Source organism: Cupriavidus sp. 22TCCZM01-5 (assembly GCF_057798915.1).
In genome coordinates this window covers 1-26966 of sequence record NZ_JBYOJR010000030.1, presented here as the reverse complement: position 1 = coordinate 26966, position 26966 = coordinate 1, and the positions used below count along the sequence as shown (strand labels likewise).

General features: G+C 65.7%; 23 protein-coding genes. 12 read left to right on the top strand and 11 right to left on the bottom strand.

Annotation, left to right across the window (positions count from 1 at the left end):
- Nucleotides 1-6: 6 nt before the first annotated feature.
- The 6 genes from AC3FNH_RS23870 to AC3FNH_RS23845 all read left to right on the top strand — a co-directional run bounded on the left by AC3FNH_RS23870 (nucleotide 7) and on the right by AC3FNH_RS23845 (nucleotide 7553).
- Complete coding sequence (locus AC3FNH_RS23870) at nucleotides 7-2496, top strand: type VI secretion system Vgr family protein (RefSeq protein ID WP_488721784.1); 2490 nt, start codon at nucleotides 7-9, stop codon at nucleotides 2494-2496.
- Nucleotides 2497-2498: 2 nt separating this feature from the next.
- Nucleotides 2499-4439: a T6SS effector phospholipase Tle3 domain-containing protein gene (locus AC3FNH_RS23865; protein WP_488721783.1), complete on the top strand. Its 1941-nt coding sequence runs from the start codon at nucleotides 2499-2501 to the stop codon at nucleotides 4437-4439.
- Nucleotides 4439-5122, top strand: coding sequence for a T6SS immunity protein Tli3 family protein (locus tag AC3FNH_RS23860; RefSeq protein WP_488721782.1), 684 nt, complete (start codon nucleotides 4439-4441; stop codon nucleotides 5120-5122). The genes AC3FNH_RS23865 and AC3FNH_RS23860 overlap by 1 nt, the downstream gene beginning before the upstream one ends.
- Nucleotides 5123-5230: 108 nt before the next feature.
- Nucleotides 5231-5914, top strand: a complete 684-nt coding sequence (locus AC3FNH_RS23855) for a T6SS immunity protein Tli3 family protein (RefSeq protein ID WP_488721781.1) — start codon at nucleotides 5231-5233, stop codon at nucleotides 5912-5914.
- Nucleotides 5911-6168, top strand: a complete 258-nt coding sequence (locus AC3FNH_RS23850) for a PAAR domain-containing protein (RefSeq protein WP_488721780.1) — start codon at nucleotides 5911-5913, stop codon at nucleotides 6166-6168. Before AC3FNH_RS23855 ends, AC3FNH_RS23850 begins: the two co-directional genes overlap by 4 nt.
- Nucleotides 6165-7553, top strand: a complete 1389-nt coding sequence (locus tag AC3FNH_RS23845; RefSeq protein WP_488721779.1) for a hypothetical protein — start codon at nucleotides 6165-6167, stop codon at nucleotides 7551-7553. Before AC3FNH_RS23850 ends, AC3FNH_RS23845 begins: the two co-directional genes overlap by 4 nt.
- 75 nt (nucleotides 7554-7628) lie before the next feature.
- Here the strand turns inward: AC3FNH_RS23845 and AC3FNH_RS23840 are convergent, their stop codons facing one another.
- From AC3FNH_RS23840 to AC3FNH_RS23825, 4 genes are all read right to left on the bottom strand, one after another.
- Nucleotides 7629-8471 carry a TauD/TfdA dioxygenase family protein gene (locus AC3FNH_RS23840; RefSeq protein WP_488721778.1) on the bottom strand — a complete coding sequence of 281 codons (843 nt, stop codon included), beginning with the start codon at nucleotides 8469-8471 and terminating at the stop codon, nucleotides 7629-7631.
- A 119-nt stretch (nucleotides 8472-8590) separates the two neighbouring features.
- A complete protein-coding gene (locus tag AC3FNH_RS23835; protein ID WP_488721777.1) occupies nucleotides 8591-9565 on the bottom strand; it encodes a quinone oxidoreductase family protein in 975 nt (324 codons plus the stop codon).
- A 140-nt stretch (nucleotides 9566-9705) separates the two neighbouring features.
- Nucleotides 9706-10707, bottom strand: coding sequence for an AraC family transcriptional regulator (locus AC3FNH_RS23830; RefSeq protein WP_276102376.1), 1002 nt, complete (start codon nucleotides 10705-10707; stop codon nucleotides 9706-9708).
- 160 nt (nucleotides 10708-10867) lie between these two features.
- On the bottom strand, nucleotides 10868-11926 hold the full coding sequence (locus tag AC3FNH_RS23825) for a beta-keto acid cleavage family enzyme (RefSeq protein WP_276102375.1): 1059 nt from the start codon (nucleotides 11924-11926) through the stop codon (nucleotides 10868-10870).
- Between the two features lie 385 nt (nucleotides 11927-12311).
- Between AC3FNH_RS23825 and AC3FNH_RS23820 the strand changes: the two genes are divergently transcribed.
- Complete coding sequence (locus AC3FNH_RS23820) at nucleotides 12312-13304, top strand: tripartite tricarboxylate transporter substrate binding protein (protein ID WP_488721776.1); 993 nt, start codon at nucleotides 12312-12314, stop codon at nucleotides 13302-13304.
- Between the two features lie 64 nt (nucleotides 13305-13368).
- Nucleotides 13369-14439 (top strand): AraC family transcriptional regulator, encoded by a 1071-nt coding sequence (locus AC3FNH_RS23815; RefSeq protein ID WP_488721775.1) that lies wholly within the window; start codon nucleotides 13369-13371, stop codon nucleotides 14437-14439.
- On the opposite strand, the gene AC3FNH_RS23810 is transcribed toward AC3FNH_RS23815, so the two are convergent.
- From AC3FNH_RS23810 to AC3FNH_RS23790, 5 genes are read right to left on the bottom strand one after another with little or no spacing between them, the layout of a single operon-like run.
- A complete protein-coding gene (locus AC3FNH_RS23810; protein WP_488721774.1) occupies nucleotides 14433-15620 on the bottom strand; it encodes a c-type cytochrome in 1188 nt (395 codons plus the stop codon). The genes AC3FNH_RS23815 and AC3FNH_RS23810 overlap by 7 nt on opposite strands.
- 40 nt (nucleotides 15621-15660) lie before the next feature.
- Entirely contained in the window at nucleotides 15661-16473 is an 813-nt protein-coding gene (locus AC3FNH_RS23805; RefSeq protein WP_488721773.1) for an ABC transporter ATP-binding protein, read from the bottom strand.
- The gene (locus tag AC3FNH_RS23800) at nucleotides 16467-17510 is read right to left on the bottom strand and encodes an ABC transporter permease (RefSeq protein WP_488721772.1); all 1044 of its coding nucleotides are present in this window, start codon (nucleotides 17508-17510) and stop codon (nucleotides 16467-16469) included. The genes AC3FNH_RS23805 and AC3FNH_RS23800 overlap by 7 nt, the downstream gene beginning before the upstream one ends.
- A gap of 4 nt (nucleotides 17511-17514) precedes the next feature.
- Entirely contained in the window at nucleotides 17515-18552 is a 1038-nt protein-coding gene (locus AC3FNH_RS23795; RefSeq protein ID WP_488721771.1) for an ABC transporter substrate-binding protein, read from the bottom strand.
- A 32-nt stretch (nucleotides 18553-18584) separates the two neighbouring features.
- Entirely contained in the window at nucleotides 18585-19682 is a 1098-nt protein-coding gene (locus tag AC3FNH_RS23790; protein ID WP_488721770.1) for an LLM class flavin-dependent oxidoreductase, read from the bottom strand.
- Nucleotides 19683-19951: 269 nt separating this feature from the next.
- On the opposite strand from AC3FNH_RS23790, the gene AC3FNH_RS23785 reads away from it, so the two are divergent.
- The 4 genes from AC3FNH_RS23785 to AC3FNH_RS23770 all read left to right on the top strand — a co-directional run bounded on the left by AC3FNH_RS23785 (nucleotide 19952) and on the right by AC3FNH_RS23770 (nucleotide 24453).
- On the top strand, nucleotides 19952-21160 hold the full coding sequence (locus tag AC3FNH_RS23785) for an acyl-CoA dehydrogenase family protein (RefSeq protein ID WP_488721769.1): 1209 nt from the start codon (nucleotides 19952-19954) through the stop codon (nucleotides 21158-21160).
- The gene (locus AC3FNH_RS23780; protein ID WP_488721768.1) at nucleotides 21157-21801 is read left to right on the top strand and encodes a cysteine dioxygenase family protein; all 645 of its coding nucleotides are present in this window, start codon (nucleotides 21157-21159) and stop codon (nucleotides 21799-21801) included. Before AC3FNH_RS23785 ends, AC3FNH_RS23780 begins: the two co-directional genes overlap by 4 nt.
- Entirely contained in the window at nucleotides 21798-23405 is a 1608-nt protein-coding gene (locus tag AC3FNH_RS23775) for a rhodanese-related sulfurtransferase (protein ID WP_488721767.1), read from the top strand. The genes AC3FNH_RS23780 and AC3FNH_RS23775 overlap by 4 nt, the downstream gene beginning before the upstream one ends.
- Before the next feature lie 163 nt (nucleotides 23406-23568).
- Nucleotides 23569-24453: an alpha/beta fold hydrolase gene (locus AC3FNH_RS23770; RefSeq protein WP_488721840.1), complete on the top strand. Its 885-nt coding sequence runs from the start codon at nucleotides 23569-23571 to the stop codon at nucleotides 24451-24453.
- A 30-nt stretch (nucleotides 24454-24483) separates the two neighbouring features.
- Here AC3FNH_RS23770 and AC3FNH_RS23765 read toward each other — a convergent pair whose 3' ends face one another.
- Nucleotides 24484-25131: a hypothetical protein gene (locus AC3FNH_RS23765; RefSeq protein ID WP_346348619.1), complete on the bottom strand. Its 648-nt coding sequence runs from the start codon at nucleotides 25129-25131 to the stop codon at nucleotides 24484-24486.
- 17 nt (nucleotides 25132-25148) lie between these two features.
- Nucleotides 25149-26543 (bottom strand): selenium-binding family protein, encoded by a 1395-nt coding sequence (locus AC3FNH_RS23760; protein ID WP_276102363.1) that lies wholly within the window; start codon nucleotides 26541-26543, stop codon nucleotides 25149-25151.
- Nucleotides 26544-26966: the final 423 nt, after the last annotated feature.

Here is a 26966-nt window from a genome sequence, read left to right as displayed (position 1 = left end):
ACAAAAATGGCGGAAGGTTTTGACGATCCCAGGTCAACCGGCGCCCGCGCGCCCGATGGGCTGATCACCGGGCAACAGGCATACCATCTTGAAGTGCCCGGCACGGCCAGCGCCGCGGCGTTGTCGGTGGTGTCCTTCGAGGCGGTGGAGCGGCTGGGCGAGCCCTACACCGTCACCATCCAGCTCACGCACCCGCTGGCGCTCGACCGGGCCGACTACCTCAACCGCGACGCCACATTCCTGATCGATCCCGCAGACGGCAGCGAGCCGCGCAAGTTCGCCGGCTGCATCACGCACTTCAGCGAAACCTGCCAGACGCGTGACTTTTACGGCTACGAGATTGTGGTCGAGCCGCTGGTCGCGCGGCTCAGGCTCACGCGCGCCAGCCGCATCTACCAGCAGCAGACCGCGCCGCAGATTATCGAGGCAATCCTGCGCCGCCATGATCTCAAGGGCCATCAGTTCATCTTCAGGACGCGACGCCAGTATCCGCAACACAAGTTGCGCATGCAGTACGGCGTCTCGGACTGGGACTATATCCGGCTGCTGATGGAGCAGGAGGGCCTGTACTGCTATTTCACCCCGGGCAAGTTCGGCGAGATGGTCGTGTTCGGCGACGACATCGACCACTACCTCTACCAGCCGGAACTGCGCGTGCCGTACCGCGAGACGGCGGGACTGGAGTCGGGCCAGGAGACGGTGTTCTCGATCAAGACCCATGCCAGGACGATCCCCGAATCGTTCCGGGTGGCGGACTTCAATCCCGACAAGGCGTGGGAGCGCCCCACCGGCGAGGCCAACGTCGCGCGCAAGGAAAAGACGACCTACGGCCAGTCCTATGTCTACGGCACGAACCACCTGGACTTCGACGACGCCAGGTGGGAGGCGCAACTGCGCCACGAGGCGGAGCTGGCCGGGCAACTGGTCTATGCGGGCGAGAGCAATGTGCTGGCGCTGTGTCCGGCGCGCATCCTGCGCATGGACCTCGCGCTGCCCGACGCGCCCAACGGGCAGGTTGTCACCGAAGTCATCCACACCGGCGCGCGCGATGCCGCGTACCGCAACCGCTACCGGGCCATCCCCTCGGAGCGGCGCTTCCGCCTGCCACTGGCCGAAGACAAGTGGCCGCGGATCGCCGGCACGCTGAGCGCCCGCGTCACCTCGCCGGGCCAGTACAAGTACGCTTACCTGACGCAGAACGGACACTACGTCGTCCGCTTCGATTTCGACTTTGACGCGTGGCCCAACGGCGGGGAAAGCGTCCCCCTGCGCCTGGCCAAGCCGTTCGCCGGGGCGTTGCAGACGGGCTTCCACTTTCCTCTCGTAGACGGCACCTACGTGGACGTGGCCTTCCGCGATGGCAACCCGAACAAGCCGTACATCGCCAGCGTGCAGCACAACAGCCAGCATCCGGACCCGATCACGAACCAGGACCGGTGGCTGTCGCGGAACGTGATCCGCACGCAGAGCAACAACAAGCTGCGCATGGAGGACTGGCAGGGACAGGAAAGCATCAAGCTGTCTACGGAATACGGCGGCAAGACGCAGCTCAATCTCGGCTACCTGGTGGATCACAGGAAGAAGAAACGGGGCGAAGGCTTCGAGCTGCGCACCGATCTCAAGGGCAGCGTGCGCGGCGGCGCGGGTCTGCTGTTATCGGCTGACAAGCAGGAGCGCGCCAATGGCCACCAGGTGGACATGGCCGCCGCCATGAACCAGTTCGAACTGGCGATGGCCCATGCACAAGGACTGGCAGAGGCCGCGCGGGTTGCCATGGCGGAAGTGGCTGACCTACGGGCGGAGAACCGGTGGCTCAAAGAGAGCGTCGGGGAACTGAAACAGGCGGCCATGGTGCTGTCGGCGCCGGCGGGTATTGCTGCCGCCACGCCCGAGCGCATTGCCCTGTCGGCGGGCAAGGATATCGGCATCAAGACCGCGGCATGGCTTCATGTCAGCGCCTTGCGCAATGTCGCCATCACGGCGGGCGAGGTGTTGTCGCTGTTCGCGCACAAACTCGGCATCAAGCTGTTGGCGGCCAAGGGCAAGGTACTGATTCAGGCCCAGTCCGATGCGATGGAGCTTGTGTCGGACAAGAACATGCAGTTGACCAGTGCCAGCGGCACGCTGACCGCCAATGCCCGGAACGGCGTCATCCTGAGCGGTGGCGGCAGCGCCTATGTGAAGGTGCAAGGCGACAACGTGGAGATCGGCGGCGCCGGCCATCTCATCCTGAAGATGATCGAGTTGCAGAAGTCGGGGCCGGGCTCGCTGTCATTGCCGCTACCCAGGTTCGGGCGGACAGACCTTTCACACGATGAGCGTTTCGTGCTGACCGATGCCATCAGTGGCGAACCGGCAGCCAACCGCGCCTACCGGATCAAGCTCGCTGATGGACAGATTGTCGAGGGTGTGACCAATGCCGATGGCGAGACCTCGCTGCTGGCCAGGGATATTGCGCAGGGTATGGAACTGCTGCGCGTGAAACTGGGGCTGTGAACATGAGTGAGAACAGCAATAGCGAACGTACAGAGGTGGATGCCGACAACGAGGCGACGGCCCCGCCGCGAGACTGGCGGAGAGAGGCGACGCGAGTGGTGCCGATGCAGCGGGACGTGAATGGCAATCCGTTCTGGGAGTCGTACCTGACCCCCACGAGCTTCTGCGTGCGGGCCGAAGCGCAAATTCCGCCGCACATGCCGGGGGTGGTCATCTTCGTGCATGGGGTCAACTCTGAAGGGGAGTGGTATGACACGGCTGAGGATGCGTTGTGTGCCGGTTTAAACGAGCGCCTTGGTCTCGAAGATACGGACTTCAAATTGAAGCCCAACAAATATGTCGACCGTGATCCCGATAAGAAGAAGATGCACGAGCGAAGGTATAACTCTGAGGAACCTGGCAATTCACCCGTCATCCGCTTCTACTGGGGCTACCGCGAGCCCGATGAGCATCAGGGCCGATACAAGGTGCCGCTGCGCAACCTTAAGGGGGTGGACTTCCAGAAGCGCACCGAGAATGATTCCGGGCCGTGGTTTTGGGGCGGCGGCGCGTTCCAAAACGGCACCAACAACCTACAGCAAATGTGGAGCCACAAGGGGTTCGATCGGACCATCCTGAGTATTGTGGATCTTCAGTTGCTGAACACCGAGCCTGAGCGCCAGTTGCAGAACGCCCCGCTGCGGGACTACTACCCGCATGCTGCCAAGCGGCTGGCGAACCTGATTGACAAGATTCGCAGCAGCTATCCGCATGACACGGTGACGATCATGTCGCACAGCCAGGGCACGATGATCGCCATGGCCGCGACGGCCTTGTGCGAGACGCGCGCCCCGGATGCGCTGTTCGTCATGAACTCGCCGTTCGCGCTGGATGACAAGCCGACGGACTTTGCCGCGTGCGGGAATAATCGGCCCACCGCTGAGGCGCGTGTCCGAACGTTCTGCAATATCGCCAACCGGATCAAGGGTGAGCGGCGGATGCTGGACGACCGGCTCAAGGGATTGCTTGCGGTCGGAAAAGGACCGGACGGCGAGCGGTGGCACCCGGATATCCAGATCACGCTAGAGATCAAGGAGCGCGACAACCATGGCCGCCTCTATGTCTATTTCAGCCCGCATGACCGCGTGATGGGATTGACTTCGCTGCAAAGCATCGGCTGGCAGGGTGTCAATGACACGCTGATTGATCTGCTCGGGGATACGGTCAAGCAGCGCATGCTGGCGCGCTTGACGCCGTGCGGGGACGTGCCCGGCCAGAAGCCGTACGGCACCCTCCCCGACATGAAGGGCGGCAGGCTCTACGACCCGGACCATCCCAAGGAGTTTTGGGACGGTAACCGGGGGCCGTTCTTCAACGCTGTCAAGCTGTGGGCCGTGCCGCACGCGAACCAGAAGGTGACCATCAACGCCGAACAGGTGCCGAAACCGTTGACGGCTGAAGAAACACGGCGTTTTGATGTATCCGTCACGGACCCACTAGTAAATGAGATGGGCGCTACTGACCCAGACACCGGCCAATACCTTGAACGGGATTATCCCTACTTTGAGTCGATCCAAGAACCCGAGCAATACCTGGACCGCGGCGCGGACATCTACAACGACGGTCGCCGGGTGAGAACGAAGGAAACTGTAGAAGAGGCCCGGAATCGGCTGAAACACCACAAGGCTGAACCCACCGACCACAGCACGCTCCCAATGAATAGAAAGTTCATGCAACGGGTGGCAGCTTATGACTTGCCCATAGGCTTCTGCGAGTCCTTCGATGACCGTGCGTTCTGGCGCGGTTTGATGATGGACGCGGACTGGACGCAATGCACGGATGCCTATTTCGAGAACGGCGTATTGCTCAAGCCGGACATGCCAACAGCCTATGTCGACAAAGAGATAGTCTCGGACGCTATCGAGCGGGCACAGGCCGAACGGGAAAAGCGGGAGAGACACTGATGCGCGCAAACATCCTGGGCGCTGTCGCCATGCTAATGATCGCCGGGTGTGCTGTAAAGAATGCGAATCCCCCGGAAATTGAGCGGAACTACGACGTGCCGCCGCAGGTGATCTACCAGATTGACGATCACCGCTTTTTCTCGCTGGAGAGTTATTCCGATTGTCATCATGGCACGACGTACTACAACGACACCCGCCAGGGCATTCGTACCAAACTGGGGTGGGCAAGCAAAGAGAACTATCGCGGACGTCTGATCAACGCTGATCCTACCGGACAGAACATCGTCATTCCGAATTCCACCCCTCCAAAATTTGCGTGCCCCGATAAGGGATGCCGGGTCTCGTTTGCTTACTCCACAGACGGTGGGCGTACGTTCCAGGGGGAATGGTACATGCGCAATACACAGAGTCCCTATCAGGACTCTGCCAACTACATCATTGCTGCTACGGCAGACCGCATCTACATAGCGGAAAAGTGGGGATCGGATGATTACTACGTGGAGCAATATCCACTGATTCCGGGTATCGACCTGAGCAAGGAATTGCCACCGGGTATCAAGGGGGATCGATTTAGCGCATCCAAGCGCCCAGACTACCTCAAGGGAGTGCACACGCCATCAGGACAGGAATACCTATTCTGTGACGACTCCATCCGCCCAATGAATCTACCACCCAAAAGATGAAAGAACCTGCTCTGCTAAATGACGCCGCCAGCCAAATTTCGACAAAGAGACGGTCTCGGACGCCATCGCGCGGGCACAGGCCGAACGGGAAAAGCGGGAGAGACACTGATGCGCACAAACATCCTAGGCGCCGTCGCCATGCTAATGATCGCCGGGTGTGCCGTAAAGAATGCGAATCCGCCGGAGATTGAGCGGCGCTACGACGTGCCGCCGCAGGTGATCTATCGGATCGATGACCACCGCTTTGTCTCGCTGGAGAACTATGCGGACTGCCATCATGGCACCACGTACTACAACGACACGCGACAAGGCATTCGTACCGAACTGGGAGAAGACAGCATCGAGAATTATCAAGGGCGACTGATTAATGCCGATCCTTCCGGTCGCTACATTGTGATTCCTTCTTCATTCCCTCCCGAAGAATCCTGTCCCGACAAGGGATGCAATATCTCGTTCATTTACCCGACAGATGGCGGGCGCTCGTTCCTGGGCACTTATTACATGCGCAATACATGGAGGCCATATCGGGATTCGGCCAACTATATCGTTGCAGCCACCGAGGATCGCATCTACATCGCGAAGAAGTGGGGATCAGGGGACTACTCTGTTGAGCAGTATCCGCTCATTCCCGGTGTCGACCTGAGAAAGGAACTGCCGCCAGGAATCAAGGGCGACCGTTTTCGCGCCTCTGACCGTCCGGACTACCTCAAGGGCCTGCACACACCCTCAGGTCAGGAATACCTGTCCTGTGACGATTCCATCCGCCCCAACAATCTGCCACCCAATAAATGAAAGAACCTGCCCTGCTGGATAACCCCACCACCCACGGTGGCCGCGTCAAGACCGCCTCATCCACCTTCATCCTCGACGGACGCCGCGCGGCGCGCGTCGGCGACATCGTCTCCTGCCCCATCCACGGTGACAACCCGCTCACCGAGGGCGGTGAAGGCATGAGCGACGAGGGCCGCCCGCTGGTCGTCACGGGCTGCCGTTCGCAATGCGGCAGCGTCGTGCTGCCGCGATACTCGGGAGTCAAGATCAGATGACATCGCCGTGGTTCTGTCCCGTGCCGAGCAAGCGACCGGAAGTTGCCTGGCCCGGCATTTGGCCCTATCTCATCATCTATGTGGTGATTCAGGCGATCACCGCTCTGATCGTGATCGACGCATGGCCCAAGGGAAAGCCGGCTGGCACGTTCGACTTTTACATGACCTTGTTGTTTCCGGCCGCATACGCGTCTTTTGTCGTTCTCAGTTTGTTTTATTACTTCTCGTTTGAAAGGCCCGCCTGGAGAACCTACGCGTGGAACAACCTTTGCGAAGAGCGCGAATGCTATTGGCACAGGTGGGCGCAAAAGTGCGTGGCGGTGGTGGGAAGCGTGGTGCTTGCTGCGGAGGAAGACATCGCGGAGCGCATGCTCGGACTTGAGGGCAGTGCCCCGACCAATCCCGACAAGATATTGCCGCTGAAGCTGGCGGTGCCCGCGGGCACGAGCCAACTGGCCCACGTGCTGGGCCTGCTGCTCCAACCGCTGGTGCAAACAGTGAAGCCGTTGCAACGGGCAGGGAATCTCCGCGTCGTCCTGCAAACCGAACGGGAAGCCGACTTGGAGGAGTTGCAGCGCGTCATGCGCAAGCTGGAGTTGTCGCCGTCGAATCTGTTGTGGGACTCAGGCAAGGATCCGGCGTCTGTGCGTCACCTGTGGAAGGATGACAAGGCGCTATCGGGAAGTCTGCTTGTCCTGGCCTGTCAATTGCACGAAGGGAAAATGGAGCCGGATTGTTCGGAACTGGCGCTGGCATTGCTGGTGTGCCACCCGGATGTGCTGGGGCGAACGAAGCCGCAGGGCTACTGGTATCGTCCCATCTCGGCCGATGCCGATGAGCTTGACACCGCGCTGACAACGCTGTTGCGCGCCGGGCAGACGCCACCGAAGCGTCTCAAACACTTCTGGTTCAGTGGGTTAGACAAGCGGATGCGGCACGCGGTGACGACGGCGGCCAGTGATACTGAGTTGAACTTGGGGATACAAGATATCGACCGATGTCTCGGCAAAGCGGGGCACGTCAGTCAGTGGCTGCCAGCCGCACTGGCCGCGCAAATGCACCACCACGGACAAGGTGCGCAGTTGATCGCCACACCCGGCAACCCCGGCGCCACCCTGCATGTGGTGGCTCCGCAGGTGGCAGGTCCCGCCTACGCATCCGCGCCGCAAATTTTCGGCATGATGTGGGCCGTCACGCTGATCGCGCTCGCTGCGGGTGCGTTTATGCTGGACCTGTTCCAGGTCAAGGGGAACACCGATGACATGTTCATGGCATGGTGGGCCTATCCCTTGATTACCGTGGTGCTGATTGCACTGGGCGTGATCGCGGAAGGACTGAGCCTGGGCGGGATGTACCAGGATTTCTGGGAAAGGTATGGATGGTAATGCAGTCTGCGAAACCAATGTATGGCGATCGACGAGACAACGGTGCTGGCCGGCCGAGCCGGCCATCTGCCGCAATCAGAACGGCCGGTCCCCCATGATCGTCGCGCGCTCCATCCGGCGCGGCGCCGGCCAATAATCACTGACCGCATAGTGCTGCGTGGCGACGTTGTCCCAGATCGCCACGCTATTGGGCCGCCAGCGGAAGCGCACCTGGTACTCCGGAATCGCGGCCTGGCTGAGCAGGTAGTTCAGCAGCAGGCTTGCACCCGGCGTCTTGTCCTGTCCGAAGCGCACATTCTCCGGCGTGTGGTAGTTGATGAAGTGGGTCGAGAACGGCGTCACGTACAGGATTTTCTCGCCGGTTTCCGGATGGGTCCTGACGACAGGATGATCGACGAGCGGGTTCTTGCGTACCAGCTCCTCTCTCTCCTCCGTGGTCATGATCGCGCCAAACGAATGCTCGATGCCGTGCTTGGCACGCAGGTGCGCAATCTTCTGCTTGATCTCTTCGGGAAGGTGCTTGTACGCCTCAACCATATTCACCCAGATGGTGTCGCCACCGACGTCGGGGCACGAGATGCAGCGCAGCACCGCACCCTTGGGCGGGCTCGCGCGCCACGAGGCATCGCTGTGGTAGGTGTTCTCGAAGTGGTCGCGCTTTTCGCTCTTGTAGATCTCGATCAGTCCCGGATAGCCCGGCACCGTATTGTTGACGGGGTGGTCTTCCAGGTCACCGAAACGCCGCGCGAACGCGACATGCTCGTCGCGCGTGATGTCCTGGTCGCGGAAGAACAGCACTCGGTGCTTCAACAGCAGCGCCTTGATTTCCGCAAAGAGCGAATCGTCGCGCGCGACGTCGGCCAGGCTCACGCCAGTCAGTTCGGCGCCGATCGAGCAGGTAAGTTGATTGATTTGCATAATGACCACTCCTTGAACGTTGGAAGCGACAGGCATCGCGGTCGGGCGATGCAGCCTGCTGCGCTGGATTCGACTGTCGGGGGGGAACCGAGGCTGGTGACCGGTTGAGACGTCCGCTGTCAGTCAGCGGTGAGCACGATCTTGCCCATGTGCTGGCTGCTCGCGATATAGGCGTAGGCGTCGCCAATCGCATCCATGGGGAAGGTCTTGTCGATCGGCAGGCGCAGCTTGCCGCCGCGGAACGAGGGCAGCAGGTCGCGCGCGCACGCCTGGATGCACGCGATACGCTCCTGCTCGGTACGCGTGCGGAACGTGACGCCGATCAGCTTCAGGCGATTCAGCCAGAGCCGGTTGATATCGACCTGGGCGGTGGCGCCGCCGCCAAGCCGGGCGATATTGACGAGGCGTCCTTTCACCGCGAGGCTCTTGATATGGTCTTCGAAGACGGTCCCGCCGATGGTGTCGATGATGATGTCCACGCCGCGCTTGTCGGTGGCTGCCATGATGGCGTCGACCTGCGCATCGCGCGACGCATTGACGCCGACGTCCACGCCGAACCTGGCGAGGCGTTCGAGCTTTTCCGCCGACCGCGAGGACGCGATCACCGGCCGCGCGCCGAGCGCCGACGCGACCATGATTGCGGCCATGCCCACGCCGCCCGAGGCGCCGTTGATGAACACCGATTCGCCCGCCTTCAGCTCGCCATTGCTCACGAGCGCGTCGTGGGCGGTGATGAACACATTAGGGAATGCCGCCGCATCGACCCATGACACATCGTCGGGCACCGGCATCAGCGCCAGCGGCGCCGCGATCACGAACTGCGCGTGGCAGCCGCGGCCATGGCCCATGACGCGGTCACCCTCGCGCCAGTCCCTGACCTTCTCGCCGACGCTGACGACTTCGCCGGCGAACTCGACGCCAGCGGTCATCGGGTTGCCGGCCCGGTGTTCCCCCATGTACTTGAGCTCGCCGTAGTTGAGGCCGGAGGCACGAACCCGGACCAGCACATCTTCGGGGCCCGGCTGCGGAACGGGGATATCCCGCACCTCGATGCGGCCGCCGTCGGCGCCCGGAATCACTTGTGCCGCTTTCATGCTGTCTCCTTTTGCTTCACTCGGTTGACAGCGATTCTCGGCAGTTCCAGGCCGCAGTGCTTGACGGGTGGCGCCACAACTTGGCGGATCGCGCCAGCTGGCTGCGTTGCCAGCGCCGGAGCGATACCGATACCGGGATTTCAGCGGCTCTGCTCGGCGCGCCAGCGCGTCGGCGGCGTGCCGAACTGCGCGCTGAACCAGCGCGAGAAGGTACTGACCTCGGCGAACCCCACCAGCATGGCCACCTGCGACACCGGATAACGGCTGTCGCCCAGATAGCGGCAGGCCAGCCCACGCCGGACTTCATTCACCAGCGACGAGAACTCCAGGCCTTCCTGCTCGAGCCGACGCTGCAGCGTGCGCGGACTCATGCCGAGCTGCTGGCCGACATGATCGATGCTGCCCTGTCCGCGCGGCAGGAGCATGTGGACCGCGCGGCGGACATTGGAGGCCGTGGAAAGCTGACGCCCGAGCGGGTTCTGTTCGAGGAATTCCCGGGCGTAGCGCGCGAGATTCACGTCGCCGAGCGGATTGGGCCGGTCGAGGTCCCGCCGGTCGATGACGATGCCGTCGAAGTCGCTGCCGAACTCGACCCTGGCCCCGAACAGCCGGTGGTGGATGTGGAGACTGGCCGGCGCGGCATGCGAAAAATGCACGCTGCGCGGCTTCCACGCCCCGCCCAGCATCGACTTCATCAGGCACAGCAGTGCGCCAACGGAAAGCTCGACCGGCTGGCGCCCCGGAACCGGCCGCTCCGTGATCAGCTGCTGCCGGACTATGGCCGTATCGCCGATTTCCTCCACATGGACGAATACGGATTCGCTCAGCAGGTGGCGATAGGTCTCGAGCTGGCCCAGCGCATGCCGCAGCGTCGGCTGGTGCTGCAACAGCAGGCTGATGGGGCCGAAGTCGGACAGCCGCCACGACTCGGCCATCAGCAGGCCGACCGCGGCGCAGCCGGACGACTGCGCGGTGGAATCCAGCACCTTCGCGAGCCATGGCTCCGGGACATGCAGGTCGGGCGAGACGATGCATGACCGGTCGGCGCCGACGTGGTGGATCATGCGCTCCGGGTCGACGCCAATGGTTCGGGCAATCTCGGAATACTTGACCAGGAGGGCGCTGCGAATCAGGGTGCTCATGACGGCTTGGGGGCGGATGCTTGGCAATTCCGGTGCCGCGCTCTGGCGCTGTGTCACCGGCTCTGAAGGTATGCACGCACCCGTGCCGTGTCAATCCTCCTATATAGGATTCATCGTAAACACCTAGCAGGAGAGGCCGGCGCACGGAGCCGCTGCGGAATCACTGTGTCTTGCGCAGGAAGCCCTGGTTGCCGCCGTTGCGGTTGGGCGCGAAGCCATTTGCCTGCAGCGACTCTTCCACGGTGTCGTAGAACACGCCGATCTTGCTGATCTCGCGCGCCTCCTTGGCCGTGGCGATCTCGCGGCCGAACTCGTGCGAGATGCGCACCAGCTGTTCGATCTGCTTCACCGTGCTCTGCTTGGCAGTGCGCTTCTGGTTCCAGATGCCGTCTTCGATGCCGCAGCGCACATGCAAGCCCATGGCAATGCCCATCATGTTGACCGGCAGCACATTGCGCACATTGCTTTCCACCGTCACCACCGCGCCATCGGGCACGCCGCGCATGAAGTTGCCCAGGCTGTAGATATTGGGCGTGTCCATGCCGCCGCCGATTGCCACCCAGTTCATCACCAGCGGGCCCTTGTAGAAGCCGCGGCGCATCAGGCGTTCCACCGACTCGAAGCTGTTGGTGTTGTAGCACTGGAAGGCGCTCTGGATGCCCTTGGCGGTCAGGCGGCGGACGTGCTCCTCCACCCACCCGGGCTGCGCGGGCACGGTCATTTCCTTGTAGGCCTCGAAGATGGCCGGGTTCTCGCGCGAGGTGCCGCGGAAGTCGGCGTCTTCCGCGTGGTCGGTCACGTTCATCTGCGAGGTGTTGACCGTCACCGTGACCTGGTCGGGCGTGGGTTCGAGTTCGGCCAGCATGTGGCGGGTGTCGTCCGACAGCCACTTGGCGGCCTGGCCCTCGTTCTCGGGGGCAAACGAGATCGAGCCGCCGACCTGGATGATCATCTCCGGCACGGCCTTGCGCACGCCGGCGATCAGCTCGTTGAACATGGACAGCCGCTTGCTGCCCTTGCCGTCCAGTTCGCGCACATGCAGGTGCAGCACCGTGGCGCCGGCGTTGTAGCAATCCACGGCCTTCTGGATTTGTGCTTCCATGGTGACCGGAATGTCTTCGGGGAAGTCCGAAGGCAGCCAGCCCGGGGCGTAGGGCGCCGCGGTGATGATCAGGGGCTGCTGGTTCTCGGGGAACAGGTGGCCGTCGAGAAAGTTCATGCTGTGTCTCCAGGGGAATGCTGTGGTCGGTTCAGGAGACGGCCGTGTCGGCCCGATGCGCTGGTCTCCATGTTTCCGGCTGTGATCCGGTCCACTGAGTATGTGGCGCGCCCGCCGCGACCGCTTGTCGATCCGGGACATGCATTTGTCTAGTTGGGACAGGCCGGGCGCGGGCGTCGCGGGCGCCACATGCGCACGCGGACCGGCGCCGCGCCGGGAAACAGGGGCCGGGCGGAGTGCCCGCTGTCACGATCTGCACATTTCTGTCGCGCGATGCAAAGCGGGCGGCTGCGCGCGCCCACAGAATGTTCCTGACGGCCATATCAGAGCCAGGCCAAGGCGTCCAGCGATGCCACGGACCAAGAGACCCCCCTAAGGAACCGCGATGAAGCCTTTCCCGAAGTTTGCCCGCCAGGCGCTGGCACTGATGATTGCCTCTGTTCCCTTGCTGCCGGCCGCGCAAGCCGCGAATGCCGCGGAGTGGCCGACCAAGCCCGTGCGGATCATCGTGGCAGCGCCGCCGGGCGGCACCGCCGACATCCTGGCGCGGCTCTTCGCCCATGAGCTGCAGCGCCCGCTCGGACAGACCCTGATCGTCGACAACAAGGCCGGCGCGGCGGGGACCATCGGCGTGCATGGCCTGCTGTCCGCGCCGCGGGACGGGTACACTTTCCTGCTGGTCCAGAAGGGTATCGTCTCGGAAGTGCCCCAGGTCATGAAGGTCACCTATGACCCGTTCAAGGACCTCGTGCCCGTGGCGCAGCTGACCCGGCAGGGGCTCATCCTGGTCGGCAAGCCAAGCCTGCCCGCCAGGAACCTCGGCGAGCTGATCACCTACATCAAGGCGAACCCCGGCAAGGTCGACTACGCGAACTTTGGTGCCGGCCTGCGCGGCCATACCATCGGCGTGCAGTTCAACCGGCTGGCGGGCCTGACGGCAGGTGCCGTGAGCTACAAGGGGTCGCCGCCCGCGCTGCAGGACGTGATGGGGGGCCACGTCCCGCTCATGTTCGACGGCCCGGCCACCTCGCTGCCGTTCATCAAGTCGGGGCAGCTCAAGGCGTTCGCGATCGCCTACCCGAAGCGGATCCCGGCGCTGCCTGACGTGCCCACGTTTGCCGAGCTCGGCTTTCCGGACCTCAAGGAGGTGAGCTGGATGGGACTCTGGTCCGCGCCGGGCGTACCGCCTGCCGTGCTCGCCAGGCTTCGCGAAGCGACGCTCAAGGTCATGCAATCGCCCGCTGTCCAGAAGAAGATCGAAGAGCTCGGCATGGAGATCGGCTCGGCGGCCACAAGCGAAGAGCTTGCCAGGGACGCGCGTGAATCGTCCGAACGCCAGGGCAAGCTGCTGCGCTCGATCAATTTCACTCCGGACTGAGGGCGACCGGCACAGCGAACGTGACGTCACGCTCCGCCCCCGGGCGGAGCCAATCGGGGGAGCCATGCAATCCGTCGGCAAGCTGATTCGCAGCGCCAGCCTGAACGGCTACATCGAGCTGGTGGCGTCGCTCGGGCACGATCCCCACGCCTACCTGCGCGCGGTAGGGCTGTCGGCCGGGCTGCTGGAGAATCCGGAGCAACTGATTCCCAGCCATGCCGTGCGCGAGCTGCTGGAACTCACCGCGCGCGCCACCGGCCTGGAAGACTTCGCGCTGCGGCTGGTCGCGCAGCGGTCGTTCTCGAACCTGGGGCCCATCAGCCTGGTGCTGAGGGAAGAGCCGACGCCGCGGCAGGCGCTCGACACCTTGTGCCGCTACCTGAAGCTGCTCAGCGCCACGCTGGTCACGCACATCGACGACAACGGGCATACCGTCGTCATTCGCGAGGATCTGCTGCCGAGCCCGGGGTTGTCCACGCGGCAGGCGATGGAACTCGCCGTGGGCGTGAAGTTCCGCATCATGCGCGAGCTGATCGGGCCCCGGTGGCAGCCGGTCGAGGTTTGTTTTACGCATCGCGCACCGGCCGACGCGGCGGCGCACCGTGCGTTCTTTGGCACGCTGCCGAAGTTCAACCAGTCGTTCAACGGCATGGTCTGCATGGCGGCCGACCTGCAGATGCCGCGCACGCCGGGCGACCCGGGCGCCGCGCGCTTTGCGCGGGACTACCTCGAGGCCGCACTGCGGCACCGCGATGAAGGCGTGCGTGAATCGTGCCGCGAGCTGATCCTCTCCTTGCTTCCATCCGGCCGTTGCACGGCAGAGCAACTGGCGCACCGGTTGCGCGTCGACCGCCGCACGCTGCACCGCTACCTCAGCGCCGAAGGACTGACGTTTTCATCGCTGCTCGACCAGGTCCGCATGGAACTGGTGATGCGCCACCTGAAGGAAAGCGACCAGCCGGTCGGCGAAGTGGCCGGCTTGCTGGGCTTCTCCACGCCGAGCAGTTTCAGCCACTGGTTCCGCGCCGCGTTTGGCTGCAGCGCGACCGACTGGCGCAGGCAGTGCGCCGGCGGCTCAGCCGGTCATTTCCCGGCCGAGCGCGCCGGTACACGGCTTCAGCCTCAGCCTCAGTGAACAAAGCCTCCCTTCACAAACCTGACCGGTTCCTCATCCATGCGCAGGAGCAGCGCCGTGAGCCCATCGGCGCGCGGCGCTTCGCGCGGTGTCCCGGCCGCGGCGCCTGACCGGCAAACTATGTCCGTATCCGACCACCCCCTCGTGCCCGGCGTACCGCGCGCCCGCAGCCAGCCGCCGCGGTCCGCCAGCAACTCCGTCCCGCCCAGCCGGTTGGCGGGCACGCCGGCGATCTGCGCATAGACGGCCCACGCCTGCTTGGACACCGCCACGCAGTTGGTACGAAAGCGCGGCAAGCCGGCAGGCAAGGTGCCATCGCGCGTCAGCAGCAAGGTCTGGAACCGCGGATCCTGCATCGGCAGCGAAGCCGGGTCTCCATTGAACGCCACCACGCGCACCCGCTGCCCGCCACGCCACTGCGCCAGCGGAAGGGGCAACGCATCCGCGCCGCATTGCACCAGGGTATCGGGCAATGGCAACGGCACCGGCCAGCTGCCGTTGGCGGCAGCGCCGCTGCCCGCGGCCAGCGCCTTCATATAATCGAGCACCGCCCACGTGTCCGCGTCGCTCAGCGTCGCGCCAAACGCGGGCATGGTGGGCTCGCCATTCGCGTCCCGCATGCCGTTCACGACATGCCAGAACAACTCGCCATCCGCGCGCCGCGCAAGCAGCGGACCGACCAGCGTGGGCGGCCAGCGCTTGAGGGAAGCCGCCAGTGGTCCCTCCCCGCGGCCGTCGTTGCCGTGACAGGACGCGCAGCGCTGCGCATAGACGGTGGCGCCGAGCGCGATGGCATCGACCGAGAACTGCGTGGGGCTGGTGTGGAAGCTGGTCGGCGCCGCAGAGCCGAGCAGCAACGAGGGCGACGGCCACGGTGCCACAACGAGGGCCAGGGCGGCTACGGCAAGCAGGCCACCGCGGTGGCGGCACCATGCAATCGCAAGCGTCATCAACGCCAGCGCAAACACCGTCGCGCCGAGCGACCAGGCAAGCTGGCGCGCGAGGCCGAGGTCGATCAGCAGCGTTTCGCCCGCAATACGCCGCGCCCACGGCCAGGCGGGCTGGCCGTGGGCGTCCCCGCTGAGCCCCAGTGCATGGCAGAGCCGCAGCAGTGCAAGCTGGGCGTTCTGGAGCAGGACCAGCAGGGTATTGAGCCAGGCCTGCGCGGGCAGGCCGTTCATGGGCGCACTGGGCGCACCGCCCCGTCAAGCCAGGACATCATCACCAGCTTGCATCCAGTCCGAGGTGGCGCAGCGCTTCGTGGCGCAGTGCGGTCAGGCGCGGATCGCCGCGGTGGCGCGGGTAGGGCAGGTCCACGGCGATTTCCGCGCGGATCTTCGCCGGCCGGTCGCTGAAGATGATCACGCGCTGCGCCAGGAACAAGGCTTCTTCCACATCGTGCGTGACCAGCAGCGCCGAGAAGCCCGCGCGCTGCCATAGCTCGACGAGATCGCCCTGCATGGCCAGGCGTGTGAGCGAGTCGAGCTTGCCGAGCGGTTCGTCGAGCACGAGCAGGCGCGGGTCGTTGACGAGCGCGCGCGCCAGCGCCACGCGCTGCGCCATGCCGCCCGAAAGCTGGTGCGGGAAGGCGCGCCCGAACGATTCCAGGCCGACGCGCCTGAGCGCCGCATCGACACGATGGCGTTCCTGCCTGACGATACCGCGTGCCTGCAGCCCGAGTGCGACGTTGTCCCACACGCGGCGCCACGGGTACAGCGTCGGGTCCTGGAACACGACGATGCGCGACGGGTCGGGCTCGGTGATGGGCGCGCCGTCCTGTAGCATTTCGCCAGCGACCGGCTTGTCCAGGCCCGCGACCAGACGCAGCAGCGTGGATTTCCCGCACCCGCTGGGGCCGAGCAGGGCGACGAACTCGCCGCGTTCGACCGTCAGGTCCACGCCGTCCAGCACCTGCAAGCGATTGTCGCCGCTGCCGAACCAATGGCTGACGTTGCGGATATCGATGTGCGCGCCAGTTGCCGGCGTCGGGGCGGGCCCCCTTGCGGCGGCAGGGCGTTCAGCGATGGCTACCATTTGACGGTACCCTTCTGCCACGACAGCGCGCGGTCGCGCACGGTGAACAGCAGCGTGATGACGCCGGAGAAGAGCAGCGCCATCACGATCAGCGCGGCATACATATTGACGTAGGAGGCCCAGCCCTGTGCCCAGGTCAGGTACCAGCCGAGGCCGGACTTCACGCCCATCATCTCGGCCGTGACCAGCACGGAAAACGAGGCGCCCAGGCCCATGAACAGGCCGACGAATACCTGGGGCAACGCTGCGGGGATAGCGACGCGCAACACCAGGAACCAGCCCGATGCCCCCATCGTTCGCGCGACATCGTAGTAGCTTTTGCTGACGCTGGCCACGCCGGACCAGGTCAGCACCGCGACGGGGAAGGCCGTGGCCAGCGCGATCAGGAACACTGCGGCCGAGTAGCTCGACGGGAAGAAGTAGAAGGTCAGCGGCAGCAGCGCGGTGGAAGGCAACGGGCCCAGCACGCGCAGGACCGGATGCACCCAGTAGCCGATGCGGCGCGACCAGCCGATCGACACGCCGATCAGGAAGCCGGCGATGCCGCCATACGCCACGCCGAGCCCAAGCAGCTTGAGCGTGTTGAGGGCGCTGTCGCCAAGCCGGGGCCAGTCATCGACATAGACTTCGATCAGCGCCTGCGGCGGCGCGAAGAACGGCGTGGGCAGGAGCGCGGTCTTGGCGGTCAGGATCTCCCACGCGGACAGCACCACGGCCATTGCAACGAGCCACGGCCCGGCGGCATGCAGCCGGGCCAGCGTGCCGCGCGGCGGCGGTGCCCGCCGGCCGGCAAGCGCCAGCAGCGCCAGCACGACGGCCACCGACACTGCGGCGATGCCGAGTTCCTCGGTGTAGGCCCAGTCGGAGAAGCCCGCCACCTGGTTGGGCCAGCGCCATGTGATGGCGCCGAAGGCCGCCCAGGCGCCGGCCGCGGCGATGCCTGCGCGCCAGGGCCGCCAGGCGTCGCGTGCCGGTGCCGAGGCGGCGCCGGCGCTGCGCGCGAGCACCGGGTCGAGTGCGGATTGGCTTGTGGTCATGTCGTTACCCCAGGACGTTGGCGTAGACGTGCTGCGCCAGGCGTTTGGCATCGGTGGTCTTCTTGAGCACGCCGATGCGGCGGAAATCCTCGGCGTAGAAGCCGATCTCTTCCTGCAGGTCCAGGCCGGTCGGGTGGTGCGTGTAGGTCAGCGTGGCGTAGAGCTTGCGCAGGTCATCGGGACTGATCTTGGGCGAGTACCTGGCGAAGACCCTGGCGGCCTCGTTCGGGTTCTCGTTGACGAACTCGGTGGCCTGCACGATCGCGCGCGCCAGCGATGCCGCGGCCGGGCGGTCATTGCGCACCAGTTCGCCGCGCGCGCCGACCACGCAGCAGACCTTGCGCGCGTACTCGCCGGTCAGGTTGGTGGCCAGTTCGACATAGGCGCCGTTGGTGCGCTTTTCGAGCAGATAGAGATTGGGGTCGCCGTCGGCAATGGCCTGGATCTCGCCCTTGTCCACCGCCACGCCGAGCAGGTCGGCGGGATACTGGCGCCAGGTGATGTCCTTGTCGGGATCGATGCCGTGCTTGGCCAGCAGGATGGTGAAGAAGTGCTTGCCCGGCGCGGCCAGGTCGCTCACGCCGACGGTCTTGCCCTTGAGCTGCTGCAGGCTGGTCACGCCCGCTGCCCTCGCGCCCACCAGCCGCACGCAGCCGCCGTGCGAGCTGCCGATGATCTTGACGTCGAAGCCGGCTTCCAGCGGCTTGAGCCAGCGGTGGATCATGCCGATCGCGGCATCGGCCTTGCCCGTGGCGATCGATTCGAGCAACTGGTCGGTGGAGCCGCTGTAGTTGATCAGCTCGACCTGCAGCCCGTTCTTCTCGAAGAAGCCGCGCTCTTGCGCCACCACGACCGGTGTCAGGCAGAACGAATTCTGGTTCCAGGCAAAGGTCAGCTTGCGCGGTGCGGACCAGGCCTGGCGGCCAAGGATCAGTGCCGGCGCGGCGATTGCGGCCGCGCCCGCGGCGCGCAGCACGCCGCGGCGGCGCGCGTTGTGGCTGGCCGCGCTGGCAAGCGTGGCGGCCGGTTCGATTTGGCTCATGGATTTTCCCCCGTTCCTGTTGTTTGCCGGATTCAGGCTGCCTTGCGCGCCGACTGGCGCCCTGCATCGCGCTGCGCGACCAGTTCGCGCACGCGCGGAATCAGCTCGCGGCCGTAGTCGGTCACGTCTTCCAGCGGATCGAAGCCGCGGATCAGGAAGGTGGTGACGCCCAGGTCGTAGTACTGCAGCAGTGCATCGGCCACCTGCTCCGGCGTCCCCACCAGTCCGGTGGAATTGGAGCGGCCGCCGGTCTCGCGCGCGATCGCGGTCCACAGGCGCTGGTCGACGCGGTCACCCTGCTCCGCCGCGGCAAGCAGGCGGCGCGCGCCTTCGCTCTGCTGCGGACCGCCGCGGCTGTAGCCCTGCTGCACGCGCAGCGCGCGGGTACGCTCGAGGATGCTGTCGGCGCGCGCCCATGCCTTTTCCTCGGTCTGCGCGAGTACCGGGCGGAACGAGACCGAGAAGCGCACCTCGCGGCCGTGCTGTGCCGCTTCGGCGCGCACGCGCGTGGTCAGCTCGCGCACCTGGTCGAGCGACTCGCCCCACAGCGCGTACACGTCGGCGTGCTTGCCCGCGACCTTGAGCGCGGCTTCGGACGCACCGCCGAAGTAGATTGGCACATGCGGCTTCTGTGCAGGCTTGACCTCGGAGAAGCCATTGCTGAAGCGGTAGTACTTGCCTTCGTGGTCGAACGGCTTGTCCTCGGTCCAGATGCGCCGCAGGATCTCCAGGTATTCGTCGGTGCGCGCATAGCGCTCGTCATGGTTCAGGTAGTCGCCGTCGCGTTTCTGCTCGTCGTCGGAGCCGCCCGAGATGAAGTGCACGCCGAGGCGGCCGCCGCTGAACTGGTCGAGCGTGGCGATCTGGCGCGCGGCCAGCGTCGGCGCAGTGAAGCCGGGACGGTGGGCCAGCATGAAGTGGATGCGCTCGGTCACCGTGGCCGCGTAGGAGATCGTCAGCGTCGCCGAGGGGCCGGTCGAATGGTGCGGAACCAGGATGCGGTCGAAGCCCGCCTGCTCGTGGGCCTGGGCGAAGGCACGGACATAATCGCGGTCGATCACCGGGCCCGTGGGGCGGTGGATCTCGGACTGCTTCTGGCTCTGGATCATGCCGATGATATCGACGCTCATGCGTGGTTCTCCTGACGGGAAGGGGCAACGATGCGCTTGCGTGCAAGGCGCAAGGCGAGGTGCGAAAGAGTCAAACGAGGAAACGAGGAAACGAGGAAATGACAAAGGAACTGAGCCGCAAGTTACGCCCGTTCCTGGCAAGACCGAACGAATAAAAACGACAGACCATATGCGGGATGCGTCGTTTCAGAAGCGGCGCGGCGGCGTTACGCTATGCGGCGTTCACCAGCGGTGCGCGTTCGCGCACCGCGCCTTGCCAGGAATCCACCATGCCCCTGTCTTCCCTGCGCCGGCTGCCCAGCAGCGAGGCGCGGCTCGGCAATGTGCTCGCCGGGCTGAGGCCGCGCTTTGCGGCCACCGCCGCGCAGCACGACGCCGCGGCCAGCTTTCCGCACGAGAACTTCGCACTGCTGCACCAGTACGGCCTGATCTCTCAGGCCGTGCCGCGCGCCTACGGTGGCGGCGGTGCCGGCCTGGCCGAGGCGCGCCGCATCATCGGCGCGGTGGCCGGCGGTGACGCCGCGACGGCGCTGGTGCTCGCCATGACCTACCTGCAACACCGTGCCATTGGCCGCGCGGATACACGCTGGTCCGAGCCGGTACGCCAACAGGTGTTCGCGAGCGCGGTGGAAGAGGGCGGCCTGATCAATTCCCTGCGCGTGGAGCCGGACCTGGGCTCGCCCGCGCGCGGCGGCCTGCCCGCGACGGTCGCGACGCGCGTGGCCGACGGCTGGCGCCTGAGCGGACGCAAGCTCTACAGCACCGGCATCCCCGCGTTGCGCTGGCTGTCGGTCTGGGCGCGCACCGATGAGCCGCAGCCGCGCGTGGGCGTCTTTCTGGTGCCGCGTCCGGCGGACGATGCGGCCGGCATCCGCGTGGTGGAGAACTGGAACCACATGGGCCTGCGCGCATCGGGCAGCCATGAGACCGTGCTCGACAATGTCTGGATCCCGCCGGAGAACGCCGTCGATATCCGCGCGCCCTCGGCATGGGCACCCGCAGACGCGAGCCAGGCCGATGTGGACGCCAACGCGGACCAGCAGGCATGGATGGTCGTGCTGCTCGGCAGCCTCTACGACGCCGTGGCCCGCGCGGGCTTCGACTGGATCCGCGGCTTTGTGCGTGAACGGACACCCGCCAGCCTTGGCGCGCCGCTGGCGACGCTGCCGCGCGTGCAGGAGGCGATCGGCGAGATCGCGGCGCTGCTGCATGCCAACCAGGCGCTGCTCGACGATGCCGCCGCGCGCACCGATGCCGGCACGCCGCCGACACCGGCCGACAGCGGACTGCTAAAGTTCACAGTCACGGGCAATGCAATCCGCGCGGTGGAGCTGGCGCTGCAGCTTTCGGGCAACCACGGCCTGAGCCGCAACAACCCGCTGGAGCGCCACTACCGCGACGTGCTGTGCAGCCGCATCCATACGCCGCAGAACGACTCGATCCTGCTCGCGGCGGGCCGCGCGGCGCTCGGACAATGACCAATCAGGAGACATGCGTGAGTGAATCCCCCACTGCCGGCCGCGCAACGCTTGCGCCGCTGCGCGAGTTCATCACCGGCCTGACGGCCCTGCTCGACGAGCAGCCCGACGAGCCGCGCATCCTGCGCGAAGGCGGGGTGCTGCTGGCCAGGCTGGTTGCGCGCGATGACTGGCTGCCCGATGCGTTCGCGCAGCCGCATCCCGAGTACTACCAGCAGATGCTGCTGCACTGCGATTCGGCCGAGCGCTTTTCCGTCGTGAGTTTTGTCTGGGGCCCTGGCCAGCGCACGCCGATCCATGACCATACGGTCTGGGGCCTGATCGGCATGCTGCGCGGCGCCGAGTATTCGCAGCCGTTCGTGATCGATGCCGCAGGACGCCCGCTGGCGCACGGCGAGCCGACCAGGCTGGAGCCGGGACAGGTGGAGGCGGTTTCGCCGACGGTGGGCGATATCCACCGCGTGCACAACGCGTACGACGATCGCGTCTCGATCAGCATCCACGTGTACGGCGGCAACATCGGCGGCGTGCGCCGCAGTGTCTATACCGAGGCCGGTGAACGCAAGCCATTCATCTCCGGCTACTCCAACTCCTACCTGCCCAATCCGTGGGACCGCTCGAAGGATTCCGCCGCATCATGACCGCTTCCGCTGAACAGTTTCCGCTGATCACCAGCCAGGCCGTGCGCCAGGCGCTGCTCGCGCGCAAGGAGATCGCGCTGATCGACGTGCGCGAAGAAGATCCGTTTGCCCAGTCGCATCCGCTCTGGGCCGCCAATTTCCCGCTATCGAAACTGGAGCTGGAAGCATGGCCGCGCATTCCCCGACGCGACACGCGGATCGTCATCTATGGCGAGCATGACGACGCTGACCTGGCGCCGCGCGCGGCAAGCGTGCTGCGAAAGCTGGGCTATTCGGATGTGAACCTGCTCGACGGCGGGCTCGGTGCGTGGATCGCTGCCGGCGGCGAAGTGTTCCGCGACGTCAACGTGCCCAGCAAGTCCTTCGGCGAAGTGGTGGAGGCGAAACGGCACACGCCGTCGCTGGCCGCGCCGGAGGTCAAGGCGCTGATCGACAGCGGCGCCGACGTGGTCGTGGTGGACGCGCGCCGCTTCGACGAGTACCAGACCATGAGCATTCCCACGGCCACGAGCGTGCCGGGCGCCGAACTGGTGCTGCGCGTGCGCGAGCTGGCGCCGAACCCTTCGACCCAGGTCGTCGTCAACTGCGCGGGCCGCACGCGCAGCATCATCGGCACGCAGTCGCTGATCAATGCCGGCATTCCGAACCCGGTGGCGGCGCTGCGCAACGGCACCATCGGCTGGACGCTGGCGGGGCAAACGCTGGACCACGGCGCGAGCCGCCGTGCGCCGCTGGAAATCGGCGCAGCCAATCGCGAACAGGCACGCCGCGGCGCACGCGCGATCGCTGCACGTGCAGGGGTGCAGCGCATTGAACACGCCGCATTGAAGTCGCTGGAAGCGCCGGGACGCACGCTCTACCGTTTCGACGTGAGGACGCCCGAGGAATTCGCCGACGGCCACCTGCCCGGCTTCATTAACGCACCGGGCGGGCAGCTCGTGCAGGAGACCGATCACAGCGCACCCGTGCGCGGCGCGCGCATCGTGCTGGCCGACGATGACGGCGTGCGCGCCGACATGAGCGCGTCATGGCTGGCGCAGATGGGCTGGGACGCGTGGGTGGTGGAACCGGTCGATGTGGCGCTGCGCAGCGAAACCGGCGTGCCGCGCGTGCCCGCACCCGATGCGGCGCCCGTGGAGGCGGTGTCGCCGGCCACGCTGAACGCGTGGCTGGAAGCGCAGGATGGACAAACGGTCGTGCTGGACTTCACGGCCAGTGCCAATTACGTGAAGCGCCACATCCCCGGTGCGTGGTTTGTCATCCGCGCGCAGCTTGCCCAGGCGCTAAAGCGCATTCCGCCCGCGCGCCGCTATGTGCTGACATGCGGCACGAGCCAGCTTGCACGCTTCGCGGCCGAGGACTTGCGCGCGCTGACACAGGCCGGGATCTACGTGCTCGAAGGCGGCACGCTCGCATGGCTGGCCGCCGGACTGCCGGTGGAAAGCGGCGAGACCCATCTGTCGGTGCCGCGCACGGACCGCTATCGCCGCCCGTACGAAGGCACCGACAATGCGGCCGCCGCGATGCAGGCCTACCTGGACTGGGAGTTCGGGCTGATCGCCCAGCTTGAGCGCGACGGCACGCATTTCTTCAACGTCGCCTGACGCTGTGCCAACGCCCGCGCGGGCGCGGAGCAGGCGCGCATTCGTGAGCAGCAGGAATGAATGAACGTCGTCGTCGGAAACGATGGCAATCGATTTCCTGATTACACTGCCTTCACCTTCAATGCCTCTTGCGGGTCATTGAATACGAAAGGAGACATGCGTGCTGGAGGGATTCAAGGGATTCGAACATCGCCATGTGCAATGCGCGGACGTCGGCATCCACGCCGTCGTGGGCGGTCAGGGGCCGGCGCTGCTGCTGTTGCACGGCCATCCGCAGACCTATGTGATCTGGCATAAGGTCGCGGCGACCCTCGCGCGCCACTTCACGGTGGTGGCCGCTGACCTGCGCGGCTACGGCGACAGCGACAAGCCCGCCGGGCTGCCCGGCCACGCCAACTACAGCAAGCGCACCATGGCGGGCGACCAGGTCGGGCTGATGGCAGCGCTCGGCTTCGAGCGCTTCCGCGTCATGGCGCACGACCGCGGCGCCCGCGTGGCGCACCGCATGGCACTGGACCACGGCGAACGCATCGAACGCCTGGTCACGCTAGACATCGCGCCGACGCTGGCGATGTACGAGCAGACCAGCCTGGCCTTCGCCACGGCCTACTGGCACTGGTTCTTCCTGATCCGGCCCGCGCCGTTTCCCGAGACGCTGATCGAGGCCGACCCGGCGCTTTACCTGCGCAGCACCATGGGCGCACGCAGCGCCGGGCTGGCGCCGTTCACAGAGGCCGCGATGGCCGAGTACCTGCGCTGCCTGCAAAGCCCTGGCGCCGCCCACGGCCTGTGCGAGGACTATCGCGCGAGCGCGGGCATCGACCTGGAACACGATCGCGCCGACCTGGCGGGCGGGCGCATGGTCGAGTGCGAGATGCTGGCCTTGTGGGGCGAGCAGGGCGCCGTGGGCCAATGTTTCCGCCCGCTCGACGAGTGGCGCAAGGTGGCGCGTCGCGTCAGCGGGCACGGCCTGCCGTGCGGCCACTACATTGCCGAGGAGGCGCCGGAGTTGTTGCTGGAGACGGTGTTGCCGTTCCTGCTGCGGTGAGACCCGGCGGGAGCGTTCGGCGGCCGGCAATCACCACACCAGCAGCGCCACTCCGCACAACGCCAGCGCGACGCTCCAGACCAGGTCCAGGTTGATCCATCCCGTGCGCAGGAAGGCCACCCCTACGCGGTCATAGACCAGCAGCGCCACCGCGCAGATGGCCAGCAGCATGGCTCCGGTATGCAGGCCCAGCGCCAGCACGGCGGGTGCCACGGCGCTGCCCCCGACGATACGGCCCGATAGCGGCGACGCGCACAGCGGCATCAGTGCCGGCACCAGCATCAGCCCGGCCCCATGCACGCCCGCCATGAGGAACGACCAGCAGGCGAGCCCGGCCATGCCGGCCTGCATGCCCACGCGCGGCCGGCCGCGGTGGCCACGCAGGATGTGCCAGCCGGCCCAGCCGATCAGCACGAGCCCGCCGACGCGCGCGAACAGGCTTGCATCCACCACACTGCCAAGCGTGAGCGCCGCCGCTACGAATACCGCCACCGCCAGCGCATGGCCCAGCGCGATCGGCAGCAGCGACAGCAGCACCACGCTGCGCTTGTGGCGGTGCAGGCCCAGCGCCACGGCGAACAGCCACCCCATGGCGGGGTTGATGCCGTGGAACAGGCCCAGCGCGGCAATGACGACCCAGGGCCACCATGCCGCCCACTGGGCCGATGCGGTTGCCAAGGTGGCCGATGGACCCATCACGGATAGCAGTACGAATCCGACGAGCAATCCCCGCCCTGCAGCCGCACCTGGTGCGGGCGATGGCCCTTCGGCCAGTCGATGAAGAACTTCGGATCGATGGACAGGCCGCCTTCCGGGGCGGCATCGAGCTTCACCATCCAGCCGTCGATGCCTTCGGGATAGAACTGCGGGTCCACCGCGCCGTACAGCGAGTTGGTGAAGTAGATGCGGCGTCCGTCGCGGCTGATCTCGACCATCTGCGGCCCGCCATTGAGCGCGCCGTTCTTCGCGCCCGGATGCGTGGCGCGCGAGACGATGCCGCCAAGGCGCACCTTGCCTGTGAGCTTCGGCGCGAAGGGGTCGGACACATCGTATTGCAGCAGGTCTCCCGTGCCCCAGCAGGACACGTAGAGGAAGCGGTCATCCATCGACAGGTCGATGTCCGTCACCAGCGGCGGCACCGCCTTGAAGCCCTTGAGCATGGGCGGCAGCTGGTCGGGATCGGCGGCTTCGGCAGGGATCTCGATGACCTTGCGCACGGCCCATTTGTCCTTGTCGCGATACCAGGTCCAGATCGACGACGACAGGTCCTTCAGGCTGATCACGCAGTTGACGAAGCCATAGGCCCGGGTCGGGTCATGGGCCGGGCGCAGCTCGAACACGAGCTGGTACTCGTCGCCGAAGTCGATCTCCTGCAGGTGCCTGCGCCGCGTGAAGTCCCAGAAATGCAGGCGGCGCCCGTAGCGCGCGCCGAGCAGGATGTCGGGCACGAGGCCGTCCTCGACCATATCCGGCGTGCCCCATTCGCTGGTGACGAGCGTGTCGTAGCCAAGGTGCCACCAGCCGTCATAGGCGAAGTACTGCGGACCGCGCTCGACCTCCCAGCGGCCGAGCGGGTCGAAGCTCTGCGCGTCGAGCATGGCGATGCCGCCGGGGCCCTTGCCCTCGGCGTTGCCGAGCGCCGTCACATAGATGCCGCCCGGTCCGCAGTGCACGGTATGCGGGCGGCTGTAGCCGGTGCGCTCGGCCAGCATCTCGGGCTCGATGACCTTGGTCAGGAACGGCTTGAGCGGATCGGGTTTGGTGTCGAGGATGTAGATGCGCGACGAGCGCAGCCCCGGTACCACCAGGTAGCGCCGTTCCATATGCGGATGCGGCGCGTTCGGGCACAGGCACGACGAGCACGCATTCCAACCGAAGTGATGCAATTCATCGCCCGCATGCGGCATGGCGACCTTGCCGACGATGCTGGCGTAGCGCGGTGACGCGGGGTCCACGTCGACCACGGCGATGGCGTCGGGTTGCTTGCGCTCGGGATCGAACATCGCCACGTAGGCAATGGTCTCCGGCGGGGCCTTGGCTGCCAGGCGGGGGGATGGGTAAAAGCTCGGATCCGGCTTCCAGGTCGTCATGGCGCGTCTTCCTGTGTTTTGTTCCCACGTACCGCGGGGATTTCACTATAGGACAGAAGGGGGAGGCGGCAGGGGGGCAACTGTAGGCCTAGGGGAGGCTGGCTTGTCGTGCTTGGCATGCGCCGCTGTTTCGCCGGCGTAGCCGGCGAGTCACTTTTTGTCCGAGCGACAAAAAGTAACCAAAAAGCGCGTTTACTTGCCCTAGCGGGCGAATATTGATCGTAGTGTGCTGCGGGTGTTGTACGGGTATGAACTTCAGAGTGTGCCTGGCTGCCTGCCGCGTGGTGCGCGTCCGCCGGTAGGCTTTCAAGCAATGATTGAACGAGCCCCGAAACTGTCCGTGGCCCCTGCTGCTACCGCCATCGTGTAATCGCCTTCGGCTGCGCTACGCGCAGAGCCCTAGTCTGAGCACCCAGGCCGCAG

Excerpts from the sequence above, each read along its gene's own strand:
- AC3FNH_RS23870 (WP_488721784.1), top strand. The coding sequence starts at position 7 with ATGGCGGAAGGTTTTGACGATCCCAGGTCAACCGGCGCCCGCGCGCCC.
- AC3FNH_RS23865 (WP_488721783.1), top strand. The coding sequence starts at position 2,499 with ATGAGTGAGAACAGCAATAGCGAACGTACAGAGGTGGATGCCGACAAC.
- AC3FNH_RS23860 (WP_488721782.1), top strand. The coding sequence starts at position 4,439 with ATGCGCGCAAACATCCTGGGCGCTGTCGCCATGCTAATGATCGCCGGG.
- AC3FNH_RS23855 (WP_488721781.1), top strand. The coding sequence starts at position 5,231 with ATGCGCACAAACATCCTAGGCGCCGTCGCCATGCTAATGATCGCCGGG.
- AC3FNH_RS23850 (WP_488721780.1), top strand. The coding sequence starts at position 5,911 with ATGAAAGAACCTGCCCTGCTGGATAACCCCACCACCCACGGTGGCCGC.
- AC3FNH_RS23845 (WP_488721779.1), top strand. The coding sequence starts at position 6,165 with ATGACATCGCCGTGGTTCTGTCCCGTGCCGAGCAAGCGACCGGAAGTT.
- AC3FNH_RS23840 (WP_488721778.1), bottom strand. The coding sequence starts at position 8,471 with ATGCAAATCAATCAACTTACCTGCTCGATCGGCGCCGAACTGACTGGC.
- AC3FNH_RS23835 (WP_488721777.1), bottom strand. The coding sequence starts at position 9,565 with ATGAAAGCGGCACAAGTGATTCCGGGCGCCGACGGCGGCCGCATCGAG.
- AC3FNH_RS23830 (WP_276102376.1), bottom strand. The coding sequence starts at position 10,707 with ATGAGCACCCTGATTCGCAGCGCCCTCCTGGTCAAGTATTCCGAGATT.
- AC3FNH_RS23825 (WP_276102375.1), bottom strand. The coding sequence starts at position 11,926 with ATGAACTTTCTCGACGGCCACCTGTTCCCCGAGAACCAGCAGCCCCTG.
- AC3FNH_RS23820 (WP_488721776.1), top strand. The coding sequence starts at position 12,312 with ATGAAGCCTTTCCCGAAGTTTGCCCGCCAGGCGCTGGCACTGATGATT.
- AC3FNH_RS23815 (WP_488721775.1), top strand. The coding sequence starts at position 13,369 with ATGCAATCCGTCGGCAAGCTGATTCGCAGCGCCAGCCTGAACGGCTAC.
- AC3FNH_RS23810 (WP_488721774.1), bottom strand. The coding sequence starts at position 15,620 with ATGAACGGCCTGCCCGCGCAGGCCTGGCTCAATACCCTGCTGGTCCTG.
- AC3FNH_RS23805 (WP_488721773.1), bottom strand. The coding sequence starts at position 16,473 with ATGGTAGCCATCGCTGAACGCCCTGCCGCCGCAAGGGGGCCCGCCCCG.
- AC3FNH_RS23800 (WP_488721772.1), bottom strand. The coding sequence starts at position 17,510 with ATGACCACAAGCCAATCCGCACTCGACCCGGTGCTCGCGCGCAGCGCC.
- AC3FNH_RS23795 (WP_488721771.1), bottom strand. The coding sequence starts at position 18,552 with ATGAGCCAAATCGAACCGGCCGCCACGCTTGCCAGCGCGGCCAGCCAC.
- AC3FNH_RS23790 (WP_488721770.1), bottom strand. The coding sequence starts at position 19,682 with ATGAGCGTCGATATCATCGGCATGATCCAGAGCCAGAAGCAGTCCGAG.
- AC3FNH_RS23785 (WP_488721769.1), top strand. The coding sequence starts at position 19,952 with ATGCCCCTGTCTTCCCTGCGCCGGCTGCCCAGCAGCGAGGCGCGGCTC.
- AC3FNH_RS23780 (WP_488721768.1), top strand. The coding sequence starts at position 21,157 with ATGACCAATCAGGAGACATGCGTGAGTGAATCCCCCACTGCCGGCCGC.
- AC3FNH_RS23775 (WP_488721767.1), top strand. The coding sequence starts at position 21,798 with ATGACCGCTTCCGCTGAACAGTTTCCGCTGATCACCAGCCAGGCCGTG.
- AC3FNH_RS23760 (WP_276102363.1), bottom strand. The coding sequence starts at position 26,543 with ATGACGACCTGGAAGCCGGATCCGAGCTTTTACCCATCCCCCCGCCTG.